Here is a 16589-nt window from a genome sequence, read left to right as displayed (position 1 = left end):
AGGCGCTTGCGCTTTTCATAATTAAAAGGAGGCTTATCTTATGAAGGTAAAACAAACAATGAGCGATGTAGCTTTACAAGGAAAACGTGTATTTTGTCGTGTAGACTTCAATGTGCCAATGGAAGATGGAGCGATCACGGATGATACAAGAATTCGTGCAGCACTTCCAACGATCAATTCTTTAATCGAACAGGGCGCGAAAGTGATTCTGGCAAGCCATATGGGACGACCTAAAGGTGAAGTGAAGGAAGACTTACGTTTGACTAAGGTTGGAGAGCATTTAGCAAAACTTTTGGATAAGCCAGTAAAAAAACTAGATGAATCTATCGGAGAGACTGTAGAGAATACAGTTTCAGCTATGAAAGACGGGGACATCGTATTATTAGAAAATGTTCGTTTCCATGCAGGTGAGGAAAAGAATGATACCGAGCTAGCAAAGTCCTTTGCAAAGCTTGCTGATGTCTATGTTAATGATGCATTTGGTGCTGCGCATCGTGCACATGCTACGACAGAAGGTATCGCAAAATTACTTCCAGCTGTTTCAGGGTTATTAATGCAAAAAGAGTTAGATGTATTAGGAAAAGCTTTAGCTGAGCCTGAGCGTCCATTTACGGCGATTATTGGTGGAGCAAAAGTCAAAGATAAAATTGGCGTTATCGATCATTTATTGGACAAAGTAGATAATATTTTAATAGGTGGTGGCTTGTCGTATACATTTACGAAAGCACAAGGCCATGAAATTGGAACTTCTTTACTTGAAGAAGATAAAATGGAACTTGCGAGAGGCTTTATCGAAAAAGCGAAAGAAAAAGGTGTTTCTTTCTATTTGCCAGTTGATGTAGTAGTGGCAGATGAATTTTCGAAGGATGCTAATACAAAAGTAGTAGATATCGATCAGATTCCTTCTGATTGGATGGGATTAGATATTGGTCCAAAAACAAGAGAGCTATACGCGGACGTTATTAAAAATAGTAAGCTAATTATTTGGAATGGACCTATGGGAGTATTCGAAATGGATGCATTTGCAAACGGTACAAAGGCAGTATCGAATGCAATGGCTGAAACAGCTGGCTATACGATTATCGGTGGGGGCGACTCTGCAGCAGCTGTAGAGAAGTTCGAAGTCGGAGAGAAAATGGATCATATTTCGACTGGCGGAGGAGCTTCCTTAGAGTTTATGGAAGGCAAGGATTTACCAGGAGTTTCTGCTTTAAACGATAAGTAATGGAGGAGATGTCATATGCGTAAACCAGTAATAGCAGGGAATTGGAAGATGTATAAAACACTTGGGGAGGCAAAGGATTTTGCACTTCAGTTAAAGGAACAACAAGTGGATAGCACGAAGGTTGATGCAGTAATCTGTGCTCCAGCGCTATTTTTAGATCAGCTTGTTCAAGCGACAAAGGGCTCGTTCATTTCTATCGGAGCACAAACGATGCACGAGGAAAAAGAAGGAGCTTTTACTGGGGAGGTTAGTGGCCAACAGCTTCAGGACTTAGGGGTTGAATATGTTGTAATTGGGCACTCAGAACGCCGTCAATATTTCAATGAAACAGACGAATCGGTCAATAAAAAAGTAAAATCTGCTTTTGAAAATAAACTAACTCCAATCATTTGTGTGGGCGAGACATTAGAGCAACGTGAGCAAAAGGAAACAGAAACGATTGTTTCCAACCAAGTAATGGCTGCAATTGAAGGTTTATCAGAGGACCAACTAATCCATTCAATTATTGCGTATGAGCCTATTTGGGCGATTGGAACTGGAAAAACGGCTACTGCAGACGATGCAAATGACGTATGCCAAGCAATCCGTGAAACTATTCTAGACGGTTACGGAGAAGAAGTAGCAAGTAAAGTTCGTATCCAATACGGCGGTAGCGTGAAACCTGAAAATATTGAAGAGCTTCTTTCGAAGGAGCATATTGACGGTGCACTAGTAGGAGGAGCAAGCCTACAAGTAGATTCTTTTGTGAAATTATTGGAGGCTGGTGCAAATGCCTAAAAGTCCAGTAGCATTAATCATACTTGATGGTTTTGGATTGCGTCATGAAACGTTTGGGAATGCTGTTGCTCAAGCAAACAAACCGTATTTTGATCGATATTGGAATAACTTTCCGAATGCGACATTGACGGCATCTGGAGAAGCAGTTGGCTTGCCAGAAGGTCAAATGGGTAATTCAGAGGTTGGTCATTTGAATATTGGCGCAGGTAGAGTAGTGTACCAAAACCTAACACGAATTCATAAATCAATTCGTGAAGGAGAATTTTTCTTAGAGCCTAAGCTTTTAGCTGCAATTGACCATGTAAAGCAAACAGGTGGGAAATTACACTTAATGGGCTTACTTTCAGATGGTGGCGTTCATAGTCACTATTCGCATTTATTTGCATTATTAAAGCTTGCAAAAGAACAAGGGTTAGAAGACGTGTTTGTCCATGGCTTTTTGGATGGCCGCGACGTAGGTCCTCGAACTGCTATTGGTTATGTAGCAGAAACTGAGAAACAAATGAAGGATATCGGTATTGGGAAGTTTGCATCCATCAGTGGTAGATACTATGCAATGGATCGTGATCGACGCTGGGAGAGAGTCCTTCTCGCATATGAAGCGATAGTGGATGGTGTAGGTCGTACTGCAGAATCTGCATCTGCTGGTATTTTAGCTTCTTATGAAGAGGATATTGTGGATGAGTTTGTTGTTCCATTTGTTATTGAGGAAGACGGAAAACCTGCAGTAACGATTGATACGAACGATGCCGTAATTTTCTTTAATTTCCGTCCTGACCGTGCTATTCAATTATCGATGGCTATAAACACCCCATCATTTGATAGTCTGCCTTTAAGTGACAAGCATCCGACGAATTTAAAATTTGTGACGTTCACTCATTATAGTGATGATGTTGTGGCAGATGTGGTATTCGAAAAAGCGGATCTCTATAACACAGTAGGGGAAGTACTTTCGAAGCATGGCAAAACACAATTACGTATTGCAGAGACGGAGAAGTATCCGCATGTAACATTCTTTATGAGTGGCGGAAGAGAAGCAACCTTCCAGGGAGAAGAGCGTATACTGATCAACTCGCCAAAGGTTGCTACATATGATTTACAGCCTGAAATGAGTGCTTATGAAGTAACGGATGCCTTGTTAGATGCAATTGCTAATGATCGATTCGATGCGATTATATTAAACTTTGCTAACCCCGATATGGTAGGACATAGCGGAATGCTAGAACCAACGATTAAAGCAATTGAGGCAGTAGACGATTGCTTAGGTAAAGTGGTCGATGCACTTTTAGCAAAGGGCGGGCATGCAATTATTACAGCAGATCATGGTAATTCAGATGAAGTAACGACGATGGAAGGGCAACCAATGACAGCCCATACGACAAATCCTGTACCAGTTGTAGTTACAGTGAAAGATAAAACACTAAGAAGTGACGGAATTTTAGCCGATTTGGCTCCAACCATGTTACACTTATTAGGGATAGAAACACCGCCTGAAATGACAGGTAAAACACTAATCGAAACGGAGAGTTAAAAATGCCAATTATTACACAAATTCAAGCACGTGAAGTATTAGATTCACGCGGTAATCCGACAGTAGAAGTTGAAGTATTTACAGAAAGCGGTGGATTTGGACGCGCAATCGTTCCGTCTGGTGCATCTACTGGTGAATATGAAGCAGTAGAACTTCGCGATGGTGACAAGTCAAGATATCAAGGCAAAGGTGTTTTAAAAGCAGTAGAAAATGTGAACAACATTATCGCAGCTGAACTAGAAGAAAACTTCTCCGTATTGGATCAGGTAGAAATTGACCAAGCGATGATCGAATTAGACGGTACTGAAAATAAAGGAAACCTAGGAGCAAACGCTATCCTTGGTGTATCAATTGCTGTTGCACATGCAGCTGCAGATTACTTGGATATACCACTTTATCAATACTTAGGTGGATTCAATGCGAAGCAACTACCAGTTCCAATGATGAATATCGTAAATGGTGGAGAGCATGCGGATAATAACGTAGACATCCAAGAATTTATGGTAATGCCAGTAGGCGCAGAATCTTTCCGCCATGCATTACGTATGGGCGCAGAAATTTTCCATAGTCTAAAATCGGTATTAAAAGAAGCAGGATTAAACACAGCAGTTGGAGACGAGGGTGGATTTGCACCTAACTTAAAATCCAACGAAGAAGCACTTTCTACTATTATGACTGCGATTGAAAAAGCTGGTTATAAACCTGGAGAAGAAGTACTTTTAGCAATGGACGTTGCCGCTTCTGAGCTTTTCAATAAAGAAGATGGCAAATACCATTTAACTGGTGAAGGTGTTGTCAAAACTTCCGAAGAAATGGTTGCTTGGTATGAAGAGCTTTGCAATAAATACCCAATCATCTCTATTGAAGACGGCTTAGATGAAAATGACTGGGCTGGTCATAAATTATTAACAGATCGTTTAGGTAAAAAAGTACAATTGGTTGGCGATGATCTATTCGTAACAAACACGAAAAAATTAGCGCAAGGAATTGAACAAGGTGTAGGTAACTCTATTCTTGTAAAAGTAAACCAAATTGGTACACTTACAGAAACATTTGATGCTATTGAAATGGCAAAACGTGCTGGTTATACAGCGATTATCTCTCACCGTTCTGGTGAATCAGAAGATGTAACAATTGCAGACATCGCAGTTGCAACAAACGCTGGCCAGATCAAAACTGGTGCACCATCTCGTTCAGACCGTGTAGCAAAATACAACCAATTACTTCGTATTGAAGATCAATTATACGAAAATGCTCAATACCTAGGCGAAAAAACATTCTATAACTTAAAAAAATAATAAAACGAAGCAGTTAGCGAAGGTTGCTAACTGCTTTTTTACTGCTAAAGAAGTATAAAGTTATTTGGCCTATAAAGTTAAAAAGTAAATAGAATTAAATGGATAAATTTAACATTCTGCAAGTAAATGAGGTTGGAGAGCAAGTAAACAAATTATGAGCGCAAGTAAGTTATGGATGAAGATAAGTAAACTCTTTATGAACGCAAGTAATGGTCGTAGTGGAGCAAGTAAATAAATTTCTAAGTCGTAACATAGAACAGTCTGATTTTTTTAACTAATATTTTAGTGATAGGTTGTCAATGTTCCTGTTATTTGGTAAAATTAATTATGTTGTGAACGTTCTTATCAGGAGGTGGAATAAATGCACGCATTAATATTGACTTTACTTGTCATCGTTGCGATCGCATTGATCGTTGTTGTATTGTTACAATCAGGGAAAAGTGCTGGTCTCTCAGGAGCCATCTCTGGTGGGGCTGAACAACTCTTTGGAAAACAAAAAGCTCGAGGTATGGACCTTGTCTTACATAGAGTAACGATTGTACTTGCAGTGTTATTTTTTATCTTAACGATTGCCATTACTAAATTCTAATTTTATTGTAAAAGTAGGATTATTGTTTGCGGCGGGTGTAATATTGCGCCATAGCCTTTTGAATATAAAAACAGATGCGAACCGCCTGACCGACTTCTGATTGGTTAGGCGTTTTCTTTAACTTAATTCAGCAGGGGTTTACAAACCCCTGCTGAATTAAGTTAAAGCCTCCGGCGGATGCCACAGATCTTTAGTGGAACTTATCGAGCGGGCTCGATAAAAATCTGGGCACATTGTTTTCTGCGACGAGCTCGCGCAGGAGCAAATACGCCAAGGCATATTTGATTTATATTTATCAATACATATGAAATATAAGGCATTATTCGGGCATATTAAACTAATTAATGAAATAATTAGTACGATGAATAATGCGAAAAGCTTAATACGATGGAGGTTATACATATGCGAATTTCAACTCCTAAGCCATTTTTCTTTGAAGCTGGGAAACGTGCGGTATTGCTACTTCATGGTTTTACAGGAAATTCTTCAGATGTACGCATGCTTGGACGTTTTTTAGAAAAAAACGGATACACTTCATTAGCTCCCCATTATAAAGGTCATGGTGTTCCACCAGAGGAACTTCTAGAAACAGGACCACAGGACTGGTGGAAAGACGTCATGCGTGGATATGACCGTTTAAAATCGGAGGGTTATGAGGAAATTGCTGTCGCTGGTTTATCGCTTGGAGGAGTATTTTCACTGAAGTTAGGGTATACAGTACCTGTAAAGGGAATTGTCACAATGTGCTCTCCAATGACGATGAAAACGACTGATATTATGTTTGAAGGTGTATTAAAATACGCAAAAGAATATAAAAAGTATGAAGGAAAATCCGAACAGCAAATAGAAGAAGAAGTAGAGGCGATTCGTAAAACACCAATGGAGACATTGGCTGAGCTAAGAGAATTTGTTTACAATGTCCGTGACCATGTAGATCATGTATATGCCCCGCTTCTAGTAACCCAAGGGAAACAGGATAAGGTCATTGATATCAATTCTGCCAATTATATTTTTGAACAGGCAGAGTCATTTGAGAAAAACCTTAATTGGTATGAGAACTCAGGGCATGTCATCACACTTGGCTCAGAAAAAGAACAATTGCATGAAGATATATTAAACTTTTTAGAGTCGCTTGATTGGAATGTGTAAAACAGTCCAAAAGTGCACACGCTGAAAAAGGAGGGATGTTAGATGGAAAACATGAAAGAACAATTACTCGAATTAATGAACACAGAAGAATATAAACCTTTAACAACGAAAGAGTTAGAACAACACTATAATCTGACAGACGCAGATGATTTTAAAGAATTAGTGAAAACACTTGTCCAAATGGAGGAGCAGGGTTTAGTCGTTCGATCTAGATCGAATAGATATGGGATTCCTTCCCGTATGAATTTAATAGTTGGGAAATTCATCGGACATGCAAAAGGATTCGGTTTCGTTACTCCTGAAGAGAGCGGAATGGATGATATTTTCATACCACCTACTGAAGTAAACGGAGCAGTTAACGGAGACAAAGTACTTGTACGAATTTCCAAGGATTCATCTGGAGACCGAAGAGAAGGTTCTATTATTAAAATTACCCAACGCGGCATGACGCAGGTTGTTGGAACATTCCAGGACAATAAAGGCTTTGGATTTGTAATACCAGATGACAAGAAGGTTCCTATGGATGTATTTATCGCAAAGGGAGATACACTTGGTGCGATTGAAGGGCATAAGGTAGTCGTAGAAATTACTGAATGGCCAAATGAAAGAAAATCCGCTACAGGAATGGTAAAACAAATTCTAGGTCATAAAAATGATCCCGGTGTTGATATACTTTCTATTATTTATAAGCATGGAATTACAATCGACTTCCCAGAAGAAGTGATCAACCAAGCAGAAGCTGTTCCAGATTCAATTGATGAGAAGGACATGGAAAATCGCCGCGATCTTCGGAATGAAGTCATCGTAACAATTGACGGAGCAGATGCGAAAGACTTAGATGATGCAGTAACTGTTACGAAAAATTCGGATGGTACATATAAACTAGGCGTACATATCGCTGACGTAAGTCATTATGTAACGGAAGGATCACCATTAGACCGTGAAGCCTATGACCGTGGAACAAGTGTATACTTGGCGGACCGTGTTATTCCAATGATTCCTCATCGTTTGTCAAACGGAATTTGTTCGTTAAATCCACAAGTAGATCGTTTAACATTATCCTGTGAAATGACTATCGATGGTTCTGGTACAGTAACGTCTCATGAAATATTCCAAAGTGTCATTCGTACAACTGAAAGAATGACATATTCAGACGTTTACAAAATTCTAGAAGAAAAAGATGAAGCATTAATAGAACGTTATAAAGACTTAGTTCCGATGTTCGAACTAATGGGAGAGCTTGCGGAAGTCCTTCGTACGAAACGTGAAAGACGTGGTGCAATTGACTTCGATTTTCCAGAAGCTAAAATTCTTGTAGATGAAGACGGTTGGCCAACTGATATCGCAATAAGAGAACGAACGGTTGCAGAGCGTCTGATTGAAGAGTTCATGCTTGCTGCCAATGAAACAGTTGCCGAGCATTTTAAATGGATGGATGTACCTTTCATTTACCGTATTCACGAAGATCCAAAGCCTGAAAAACTAGAAAGATTCTTTAATTTCCTTACGAATTTCGGGATTGTGGTTAAAGGGACTGGAAATGAAGTACATCCAAAAGCATTACAGGAAATTATCGAGAACATTGAAGGAATGCCTGAAGAGCCTGTTATATCTACAATGCTACTACGTTCATTACAACAAGCGAAATACTATTCGGAATGTCTAGGACATTTTGGTTTATCAACCGAGTTTTATACACATTTCACATCTCCAATTCGTCGTTATCCGGATTTAATCGTCCATCGTTTAATACGTACGTACTTGGTAGATGAAGACGTGTCCCAGGCTACCATTAATCATTGGGGAGCTATTATGGACGATATTGCAGAGCATACGTCTAAACGTGAACGTCGCGCAGTAGATGCAGAGCGTGATACAGATGCACTTAAAAAAGCACAGTATATGGCGGACAAAATCGGCGAGGAATTTGAAGGGATTGTTAGTTCCGTAACGAACTTTGGTCTGTTTATCGAGCTTCCGAATACAATTGAAGGACTTGTACATGTAACGAATATGACCGATGATTATTATCGTTTTGACGATCGTCAAATGATGATGATTGGAGAGCGTGCTGGTAAACAGTTCCGTATTGGTGATGAAGTAACGGTTAGAGTATCTGCAGTAAAACCAGAAGAAGCTTCGATTGATTTTGAAATCGTAGGCATGAAAAAAGCATTCCAACGCACTAGAAAAGAAACACCAAAGGTTATACATGCGTCCAAAAAGGGCAACAGTGAATCTAGAAATAGAGAACAATCTCAGCCTGGTCCGAAAAAAGGAGCAAAGCAAAAGCAGAAGTTTTACGAGTCCGTTGCGAAAAAATCTCAACGTCGTAAACGTCCAAAGAAAAAATAAAAGAGCGATGACTAAGTCGCTCTTTCTTGAGTTTTCAACTTCATTCAGCGGATGTCTCCCAATTCTACAGGGGGAGATGAATGCAAAGTATGTATACAAATCAGAGGGGATCCTTAAACCCTTGCTGAATAAAGTGAAAGCCTCCGGCGGATGCCACAGATTTTTAGAGGAATTTATCGAGCGAGCTCGATAAAAATCTGGGCGCAAATACGCGGGGCATATTTGATGGGGTGAATGAAATGGCAAAAAAGCATGATGATAAGGTACTTGCACAGAACAAAAAAGCAAATCACGATTATTATATTGAAGAAACGATTGAAGCGGGAATAGTTCTCCAAGGTACAGAGATTAAATCTATTCGTAATGGGAAGGTACAATTGAAGGATGCATTCATACGAATTCGTAATAACGAAGCGTGGATCTCCAATATGCATATAAGTCCATACGAGCAAGGAAATCGATTTAACCATGATCCATTAAGAGCTAGAAAGCTATTGCTGCATAAAAAACAAATCAGTACATTAATCGGTGATACAAAAAGAGACGGCTACACAATCGTGCCGCTGAAAATGTACTTGAAAAGTGGCTATGCTAAAGTATTGATAGGTCTAGGTAAAGGGAAAAAAGATTACGATAAACGGGACGTCTTGAAGAAAAAAGAGGCTAAACGTGATATGGAAAGAGCATTTAAAGAACGTAACCAGTAGCATTACCATAACTGGTAGAATGTATCACTTGAATTTTGACCATATTTGATGTATAGTAAGCTATGTAACTAAGCAACATATTCCATAAACGGGGACGTTATGGATTCGACAGGGATAGTCTGAGCTTGAGTTGCGCGTCGGAGGCTCGGCTCCGTAAAAACGGAACTTATAACAACAGGCAAAACAAACAACAACTTAGCATTCGCAGCGTAAGCTCGGATCTGCTTTATCTACCCATCGCCCATGTGGCTAGGTAAAGCTCAACTTTAGTGGGATACGGTAGGCAGTGCCACTTGAGCTGTCTGCAAGAGATTTCCAAGTTAGCGTACACAACGCCCGCTTATCGGCATAGTGCTACGCGAAATCTAAATAGGTAAGATACACGCGTAGAAGCTTAAGTGTTAGAGTTTCTGGACGCGGGTTCAAATCCCGCCGTCTCCATATTACGAAATCATATGATTTCATACAGTGTCAAAACCCTTGTATATCAAGGGTTTTTTCTTTTTGTCTATGTCATCTAGTTTCAATGAGTATCAATCGAACGTAGTCAAAAACGTAGTCAAAGCGTAGTCACCCACTACATTTCAATGTAGCTGGCGAACTTCAGTATTGCTTCATCTTTTGCTTTCTGCGTAACATGCGTGTAAATATCCATAGTTGTTTTTACATCAGTGTGACCTAAACGAACTTGAACTTCTTTTAAACTAGCACCAGCTTCAAATAGTAGGGAACAATGCGTATGACGTAAACCATGCGTGGTAATCGTGGCTAACTTATACTTTGTTTGAACGTGTATAATCCATTTACGAGTCTTTGTAGGCTGTAAGTATTCATTCTGTTCATTGCTAAATACAAGCTGTTTTGGTTGCATTGTATTGAAGCCAAGCACTAAATAATTTTGCTTTTGCTTTTTCTTCCACTCTTTTAAAACAGCCATTGTCTTGTCGTCCATTTTAATTGTACGAGCAACACCTGTTTTCGTAGATTTTCTATATAGTTTGCTATCTTTACCTCGTGAAAGGGCCTTGTTGATGCGCAGTTCATTTGTTTTGAAGTTTAGGTCATCCCATGTAAGAGCCAGCGCTTCACCTTTACGCATTCCGCTGAAAGCGAGTAAGCGGAATAGGACATACGCTTTGTGGTTACTTTCACTCTCTAAGCATGATAGGAACTCTTTAAGCTGCTCCCGTGTGTAGAAGTTCTCTGCTTCGTCGTCATCTGCTCCTATATCCTTCTTTGAAGTGTTAGCGGGCAAATCTACTAGTGCAAACGGATTTGTTTGTATATAGCTACGCTTAATCGCAAAGTCCAGTACCTTAGCAGCATATGCTTTTACCATACGGAATTTCTTTAACTTCAATGCCCATTCATCCACATGCTTCTGACATACGTCTACATGTATTTTTTCAATTTTATACGCCCCCATCGAAGGAAGAATATGATTTTTAAAGACGCCGGTTGTTTTTACAAATGTGCTTTCTTCCACAGTCTTCTCATATTGCTTTACCCAAAGGTCGTAAACTTCTTGATACGTTTCAGCACGTTCTTGTTGGTACGTACCATTTGCAACATCTAGCTTAATACGAGCTAATGCTAATTCCGCTTCCTTACGTGTTTTAAAGCCACGCTTCAATGTTCGCTTCTGTTTACCGGTTAGTGGATCAACACCTAAATAAGCAGGAAACTCGTATCGGGTCTCACCACTTTTCAGTTTATAGCTTTTGATTGGTGATACTTTTTTCTTTACCATGATAATTCCTCCTGTATCAGTTGCGGGGGCAAGTGAATAAGGAGAGGGTTTACCTCTAGTGATATTATAATCGAAACTAAAGATAAAACCTCTCAATACTACCTAGTAGCTGTTCCTTTCTAAAAAGCTATCAATTTCCTTTTTTGATACGCGTCTAACACCATCAAGCTGACACACTTTCAATCCCATTTCCCGAAACTTCATAAAAGTGTTATGAGACACTCCGGCGTATTTTGCACCTTCGGATAAGGTCAACCATTCTTTATTTGTGAATGGCTGAAATGATTTCGAAATACCTTCATTAATTGCGGTGATAATTGACTGATGTAATTTTTCATTTGAAATTTCATTTAATAACATAACTACAACTCCTTGGGTATTAGGTAGTAAGATTAATTATAATTATTGACCAGCGATTTCTTCGTTTTCGAGTTCTTCTATTAGTTTAATTCCGTAAAAACCATTTTTATTGTCCTCTTTTATTCTAATACGAGATTTAATAAATTTAAGAGACTTCAAATGCTCAGTAAAATAGTTATAGCTTTTTGGTGTTTTGTCGGTTTCATAGCAATAGTTTTCATATGCTGGATATAATGTAGAATTGTGAATTCTAGCAGAAGGTTCTATAATACAGCAAGAATTAATGAAACTATCGATAGAGTTTGTTTCGTTGTTATAATCTGTTAAAATAATTTCTAATTCTTCAGAGGTAGTGAATTGATAATTATTTTGAACTAACCTATTTAAACCAATCATTGACCATTGCACAATGTAGGAAGTTTCTTTTTTTAGTTTTTCGAATAAATTTTTGTCTTGCTTATCTTTAGCTACTGGGTGATTGAAAGGGAAAATTAGTAACCGTTGACTAAAGGCTTTAGAATGATCAAGATTTTTTATTTTTGGTAAATGATTTCCTGCGAATAATAGTACGGCGCTATTAATAAAGTTAACCGGGTCTTCATATAGTTGCTTACCCATTACATAATCACCACCAGATAGTTTTTTTAAGGTGTCCAACCGTGTAAGTGAAATTTCTGATACCTCTCCACAAGTATTTAATTTTTTGCCTAATAACAAACTTAAATATTCTTGTTTATTAAGTTGCTCTAAGCTCAAATTTGTGAAAAAGTCTTTTCCGATAATATGCTCTAAAATCTTCAATATAATTGATTTCCCTGAATCTTTTGGACCTAAAAGAAAAGGCAATATTTTTACTTCTCTGATTTCAGAAATCACGTATCCAAAAAGTTCTTGTAGTCGTAAATAAATTGCCTCATTATCACCTGTGATTTGGTTGATAAATCTTTCGAAATATTTTCCGTTTGGATTATTCGTAATAGGATAACTAGCATTTAATACCGACGTGAAGAAAAATTTTGGATGGTGTTTATGAATTGTAAAATCTTCTATTTCAACAATACCGTTTTTAAATGCTACGAATGATTTACGTTTAAAAAGTGCATTTTCGGATATAGGATTCTCAATAAGTGAATCAATCCATTGTAGGATTTCATGTATGTTTGATTTATTGATATTACCTTTAAATGCGGCAGGTACATTCCTCCTAATAAACATATTTGCACTTTTTCCATAAAAGCTAGTATAATGACTTTTTTCAATATCCCAATAGTATAAGGTTTCATATATCTTAATGAACTTAAATTTGTTCATAAGTAGTTTTGCTATTGTAAAGTTATTAGGTTTAGTTGTTTCTTGTTTCTGTGCTCTATTAAAACTTGATTTTTTATTTTGATTAGTAAATTTAATATCTGAGCTGGTATTTTTAGTGTCACCAGGTCTAGTAACACGAAATGTATATTTTTGAGGTGGTGTTAATGAAGTCAAGGTTTCTTTTTCTTCATCATTACTACTTACTGAATCCAAGGATGAATAGTTTAGATTAGTTGAAAGTGTTAAAGAAGATAAATCGAAACGATTGATCTCTGAGTAACAATCTTGTTGCTTAATAAATTCATCTTCAAGTGTCGGTTCAGTTATTGTTTGTTTTAAAGTGGATGATTTGAAATATTCATAAATATCGTTTTTATTAGATTGAGAACTCTTTAGATTTCCTAAAGAGTTCTCACTTTCAGTTATTGGTGAAATATTTTTTAAGTCCGAAAAGTTATTTTTATATTTTTGTTTTGTGGAATGTTTCTTATTCGTAGTCATAGTCGTCTAACTCTCTTTCTAGGTAAGATTCTTCCTCACCCGAAGTATATATAGTTAATTCGTTATTGGAAATGATAGCGTGACGCATGATAACTTGTAAAAGTTGGATTTGTTTTTTTTCTAATGCATAACTAACTTCCCGAACTACTTCATAATTAAAAGGATCGAATCCACAAATAGTTAGGCATGCAATTTTGTCAGTTTCCCAGTACAGATATAGTTTTTCTGATATGTCTAATTGAGTCTTTGAATTAAAATATTCCAAGTACTCCCCTTGCTTTAGATAAATTAGGTGATTAAATAAGTCTCTATTATCAACGCCAATATAAAGCGTATCCGTATTATTCAGCCCGGAAATTGATGAATAGTTGAAGTTTAACTGATCGAATTTCCCTTTAATAAATAGACCATTCTCTTTTTGTATCAGAATGATTCCAGTATTTAATTGTTCAGGTGCACCTATGATACCCATTAACTTTATTTGGTTATCTTCCATTTGTAGAATAGTAGTATCATTCATATCTTTTTCGCTGTGCTCAACTAACTCATTAAATCGTTTTTGGATTTGTTTTCTCTTCATTGTTAAAACCCTCTCTTGTTTTTATTCATCTTTCAAGATGATACATCCTAATATATTTAAAATCCAAAAGTAAATATAATTTTAAAAGTCATCCATTTCTCTACTTTTTTAAATATATTTTTTTGAAATGATTTTTTATAATAAAAGGTTATATTTGTGTGATTCGAATTTTATCCGAGATTTAAAAGTCAAATTTTTTTGATTGTAATATTATTCTGGTTCCAATGTTCCATAGCGTGGAGTAATTCTTTTTTGTAATATCAGCTTGGTAGGTAATTATTTATAATGTTCCAATGTTCCAAGAAAGGAAAGATTGTTTTAGTATATTCAGTTGAAGTAAAATACTCTTTGATGTACAAAGAAAAAGTAGTTATTATATTTTCAAGTGAATACTGGAACATAGAACATACTTTTTTATTTGAGTGGGGGAGTTTTTGATGAGTTACTATAACAATATGAGGTCGGTTAGAAAAGAAGTTATTGGAAATAGATTAAGACCATATTTTAAATGGAAAAGGAAAGACGGGAAATATAATGTAGATATCCTGAACCATAAGATAGAGACATTTTTTTATTTAGTTACAAATAGCAAAAATATGTATGATGATTTGAGGTTACCTCAGATATGCAAACCGAGAGATTATGATAATTTGTTTCAAACGTTTATTTCAGATGCTATTGTGTCGGTATTAAATGATTCTATTTTGAATATCCAAAAATTTTTCAGAAATGCGAAAAATAGGGAGAAACATTCAGAATTATTTAAAAAAGTCTTTTTCCAAGATGCTGATACTTTTATGACTCAGTTAAAAGAGTACTTATTGACGCTTGATCATCAAAATAATAAAGATGATATTATATATGCAGCCGAAATTAATGCCGAAATAATATATTTTAATATTCCAAAGTTATTATTGCCTTGGTATATTTATGCTCTTGGTTATACCCTTGAAGACAATAAAGATATTAATGTGAAAAATTACAATGAAATGGTAATTGTAAAGAAGAGTAAACTCCCACTACATTTTACTAAAAGTGAAAATCCTATCGAAGTTGAAAAATTTATAAGCGCTCAAGTAGATTTTAAAGATTTTATATTATCATTAAACAAATGTAAGAATGATAAACTTAATAAATCATTAAATTTATATCTATTCAATGAAGCAACTAATCTTCTTGATATTCATAAAGCTTTATCAATGTTTGTAAATGATTCATATTTTTTGAGAGAAGAATATGAGAGGAACGAAGATGATTTGTATCATAAAGATTCTAAAAAGTATAAATTTGAAGAAATTAGTAAAGCTACGAAAATAAATAATTTGGGTGTAAAAGCGTTTTTAATAAATAATGAATATTATAATAAAATGATGTTTTTAGATAAAATGACTTGGTTAATATTTAATGTGCTATTTAAAGAAATGAAAAGAACACTAATTGAATTTATGAGAAACGAATCACAAGTCGATTGGCAGGACATACCCGAAAATATTAATATAGACTTTACTATATACGATGCATTTTCCCAAATGGAGCCATTTAGCGATATATTAGAAAAGGTTATTGCTGATGAAATAAAAATATACGACGGAGTAAATTACGAAAACGTGTTAGAGAAAGTATTTCTCGACAATAAAGCTGTTAAAGAAAAAACGATATTCGAAGCATATGGTTATGCATATAAAAGTTTTTATAGAGCCAGGAATCCTTTGAAAAAATCTATAAATCAGTTTACGGAAAGTGAAAGCTATGGTGACTTTTATGAAGTATTTATGAAATTTAACTACCCACATAAATACAAAAAACAAGACTAATTCTAATCGCCTTGTTATCCTTTTTTCATCATGCCATAGCTTATTGAGTAGTACTGAATTTTACGGAAATATGTATTTTTGCAAGAGGTATTAATTTACCTAGACTTTTGAATAATGTAGTCTAGTACACTACTTTTCGGTATTCTGTGTGTTCTTCCAAATCTGATTGATTTAATTTGCCCAGTATTAAGTAAACTATAGGCAGTGTTTTTACCGATTTTAAGTACTTCCATTAATTCTTCAACTGTTAATATATCATCATAATCATGAAACATAATTCAATCACAGCCTTTCGTTGTATTGAATTATTGTTTACCTTATTTGACCATGAACGTTTAATTTCGATTATGAAGTCCTTATAAAAAAAGTGATATTTACAGTTTAAGACTTATTTTGATTAAAAGATTTATTGAAATTGGAAGCGCAAGAAGGCATTTACTGAATGCCTTCTTGCGTTTTACTTTTCCAAGTCTCAGGTTATTCCTTTATTCTTTTCGTTTGATCAAATCTATAAACAGTTTAATAGTGCATTTTGTGCAGATACTGCAGCAACTGCAATTTTGTTGATTCATTCGTTCACGTCCTTTTAGATCGTAGTAGCAACTAATCATTTTTTGATAGTTCCTTAATTACTTCTGAAGC

Annotated in this window: 14 protein-coding genes and 1 other RNA gene; 10 read left to right on the top strand and 5 right to left on the bottom strand. The window is 36.2% G+C overall.

Annotated features, from left to right (window positions below; all coding sequences use genetic code 11):
• Positions 1–40: 40 nt before the first annotated feature.
• The 9 genes from ACN6MX_RS14130 to ssrA all read left to right on the top strand — a co-directional run bounded on the left by ACN6MX_RS14130 (position 41) and on the right by ssrA (position 10075).
• Positions 41–1225 carry a phosphoglycerate kinase gene (locus ACN6MX_RS14130; RefSeq protein ID WP_419959505.1) on the top strand — a complete coding sequence of 395 codons (1185 nt, stop codon included), beginning with the start codon at positions 41–43 and terminating at the stop codon, positions 1223–1225.
• A 15-nt stretch (positions 1226–1240) separates the two neighbouring features.
• Positions 1241–2002 (top strand): triose-phosphate isomerase, encoded by a 762-nt coding sequence (tpiA, locus tag ACN6MX_RS14125; protein ID WP_419959504.1) that lies wholly within the window; start codon positions 1241–1243, stop codon positions 2000–2002.
• On the top strand, positions 1995–3533 hold the full coding sequence (gene gpmI / locus ACN6MX_RS14120) for a 2,3-bisphosphoglycerate-independent phosphoglycerate mutase (protein WP_419959503.1): 1539 nt from the start codon (positions 1995–1997) through the stop codon (positions 3531–3533). Before tpiA ends, gpmI begins: the two co-directional genes overlap by 8 nt.
• Positions 3534–3535: 2 nt before the next feature.
• On the top strand, positions 3536–4831 hold the full coding sequence (gene eno / locus ACN6MX_RS14115; RefSeq protein ID WP_419959502.1) for a phosphopyruvate hydratase: 1296 nt from the start codon (positions 3536–3538) through the stop codon (positions 4829–4831).
• Between the two features lie 361 nt (positions 4832–5192).
• Positions 5193–5420: a preprotein translocase subunit SecG gene (secG, locus tag ACN6MX_RS14110; protein WP_419959501.1), complete on the top strand. Its 228-nt coding sequence runs from the start codon at positions 5193–5195 to the stop codon at positions 5418–5420.
• 402 nt (positions 5421–5822) lie between these two features.
• Positions 5823–6569 carry an alpha/beta hydrolase gene (locus tag ACN6MX_RS14105; RefSeq protein WP_419959500.1) on the top strand — a complete coding sequence of 249 codons (747 nt, stop codon included), beginning with the start codon at positions 5823–5825 and terminating at the stop codon, positions 6567–6569.
• A gap of 42 nt (positions 6570–6611) precedes the next feature.
• The gene (gene rnr, locus ACN6MX_RS14100) at positions 6612–8924 is read left to right on the top strand and encodes a ribonuclease R (protein WP_419959499.1); all 2313 of its coding nucleotides are present in this window, start codon (positions 6612–6614) and stop codon (positions 8922–8924) included.
• A 239-nt stretch (positions 8925–9163) separates the two neighbouring features.
• Complete coding sequence (gene smpB, locus ACN6MX_RS14095; RefSeq protein ID WP_419959498.1) at positions 9164–9631, top strand: SsrA-binding protein SmpB; 468 nt, start codon at positions 9164–9166, stop codon at positions 9629–9631.
• 90 nt (positions 9632–9721) lie between these two features.
• Positions 9722–10075: a transfer-messenger RNA gene (ssrA, locus tag ACN6MX_RS14090) on the top strand.
• A 133-nt stretch (positions 10076–10208) separates the two neighbouring features.
• Here the strand turns inward: ssrA and ACN6MX_RS14085 are convergent.
• From ACN6MX_RS14085 to ACN6MX_RS14070, 4 genes are all read right to left on the bottom strand, one after another.
• Complete coding sequence (locus ACN6MX_RS14085; RefSeq protein WP_419959497.1) at positions 10209–11381, bottom strand: tyrosine-type recombinase/integrase; 1173 nt, start codon at positions 11379–11381, stop codon at positions 10209–10211.
• Positions 11382–11483: 102 nt separating this feature from the next.
• Positions 11484–11741, bottom strand: a complete 258-nt coding sequence (locus ACN6MX_RS14080) for a helix-turn-helix domain-containing protein (RefSeq protein ID WP_419959496.1) — start codon at positions 11739–11741, stop codon at positions 11484–11486.
• Positions 11742–11783: 42 nt separating this feature from the next.
• The gene (locus ACN6MX_RS14075; protein WP_419959495.1) at positions 11784–13553 is read right to left on the bottom strand and encodes a DNA primase family protein; all 1770 of its coding nucleotides are present in this window, start codon (positions 13551–13553) and stop codon (positions 11784–11786) included.
• Positions 13540–14133, bottom strand: coding sequence for a hypothetical protein (locus tag ACN6MX_RS14070; RefSeq protein ID WP_419959494.1), 594 nt, complete (start codon positions 14131–14133; stop codon positions 13540–13542). The genes ACN6MX_RS14075 and ACN6MX_RS14070 overlap by 14 nt, the downstream gene beginning before the upstream one ends.
• A 437-nt stretch (positions 14134–14570) precedes the next feature.
• Here ACN6MX_RS14070 and ACN6MX_RS14065 point away from each other — a divergent pair, with 437 nt between their 5' ends.
• A complete protein-coding gene (locus tag ACN6MX_RS14065) occupies positions 14571–15947 on the top strand; it encodes a hypothetical protein (RefSeq protein WP_419959493.1) in 1377 nt (458 codons plus the stop codon).
• A gap of 95 nt (positions 15948–16042) precedes the next feature.
• Here ACN6MX_RS14065 and ACN6MX_RS14060 read toward each other — a convergent pair whose 3' ends face one another.
• Positions 16043–16222 carry a helix-turn-helix domain-containing protein gene (locus ACN6MX_RS14060; RefSeq protein WP_419959492.1) on the bottom strand — a complete coding sequence of 60 codons (180 nt, stop codon included), beginning with the start codon at positions 16220–16222 and terminating at the stop codon, positions 16043–16045.
• Positions 16223–16589: the final 367 nt, after the last annotated feature.

This window comes from Psychrobacillus sp. BM2 (assembly GCF_048572895.1).
GTDB lineage: Bacteria > Bacillota > Bacilli > Bacillales_A > Planococcaceae > Psychrobacillus.
This window is presented reverse-complemented; position numbering and strand designations above follow the sequence as displayed.

Bases quoted from the DNA above. Each gene is read 5' to 3' on its own strand.
- smpB (WP_419959498.1), top strand. From the start codon at position 9,164: ATGGCAAAAAAGCATGATGATAAGGTACTTGCACAGAACAAAAAAGCA.
- ACN6MX_RS14065 (WP_419959493.1), top strand. From the start codon at position 14,571: ATGAGTTACTATAACAATATGAGGTCGGTTAGAAAAGAAGTTATTGGA.
- tpiA (WP_419959504.1), top strand. From the start codon at position 1,241: ATGCGTAAACCAGTAATAGCAGGGAATTGGAAGATGTATAAAACACTT.
- gpmI (WP_419959503.1), top strand. From the start codon at position 1,995: ATGCCTAAAAGTCCAGTAGCATTAATCATACTTGATGGTTTTGGATTG.
- ACN6MX_RS14130 (WP_419959505.1), top strand. From the start codon at position 41: ATGAAGGTAAAACAAACAATGAGCGATGTAGCTTTACAAGGAAAACGT.
- ACN6MX_RS14105 (WP_419959500.1), top strand. From the start codon at position 5,823: ATGCGAATTTCAACTCCTAAGCCATTTTTCTTTGAAGCTGGGAAACGT.
- ACN6MX_RS14080 (WP_419959496.1), bottom strand. From the start codon at position 11,741: ATGTTATTAAATGAAATTTCAAATGAAAAATTACATCAGTCAATTATC.
- eno (WP_419959502.1), top strand. From the start codon at position 3,536: ATGCCAATTATTACACAAATTCAAGCACGTGAAGTATTAGATTCACGC.
- ACN6MX_RS14085 (WP_419959497.1), bottom strand. From the start codon at position 11,381: ATGGTAAAGAAAAAAGTATCACCAATCAAAAGCTATAAACTGAAAAGT.
- ACN6MX_RS14070 (WP_419959494.1), bottom strand. From the start codon at position 14,133: ATGAAGAGAAAACAAATCCAAAAACGATTTAATGAGTTAGTTGAGCAC.
- rnr (WP_419959499.1), top strand. From the start codon at position 6,612: ATGGAAAACATGAAAGAACAATTACTCGAATTAATGAACACAGAAGAA.
- ACN6MX_RS14075 (WP_419959495.1), bottom strand. From the start codon at position 13,553: ATGACTACGAATAAGAAACATTCCACAAAACAAAAATATAAAAATAAC.
- ACN6MX_RS14060 (WP_419959492.1), bottom strand. From the start codon at position 16,222: ATGTTTCATGATTATGATGATATATTAACAGTTGAAGAATTAATGGAA.
- secG (WP_419959501.1), top strand. From the start codon at position 5,193: ATGCACGCATTAATATTGACTTTACTTGTCATCGTTGCGATCGCATTG.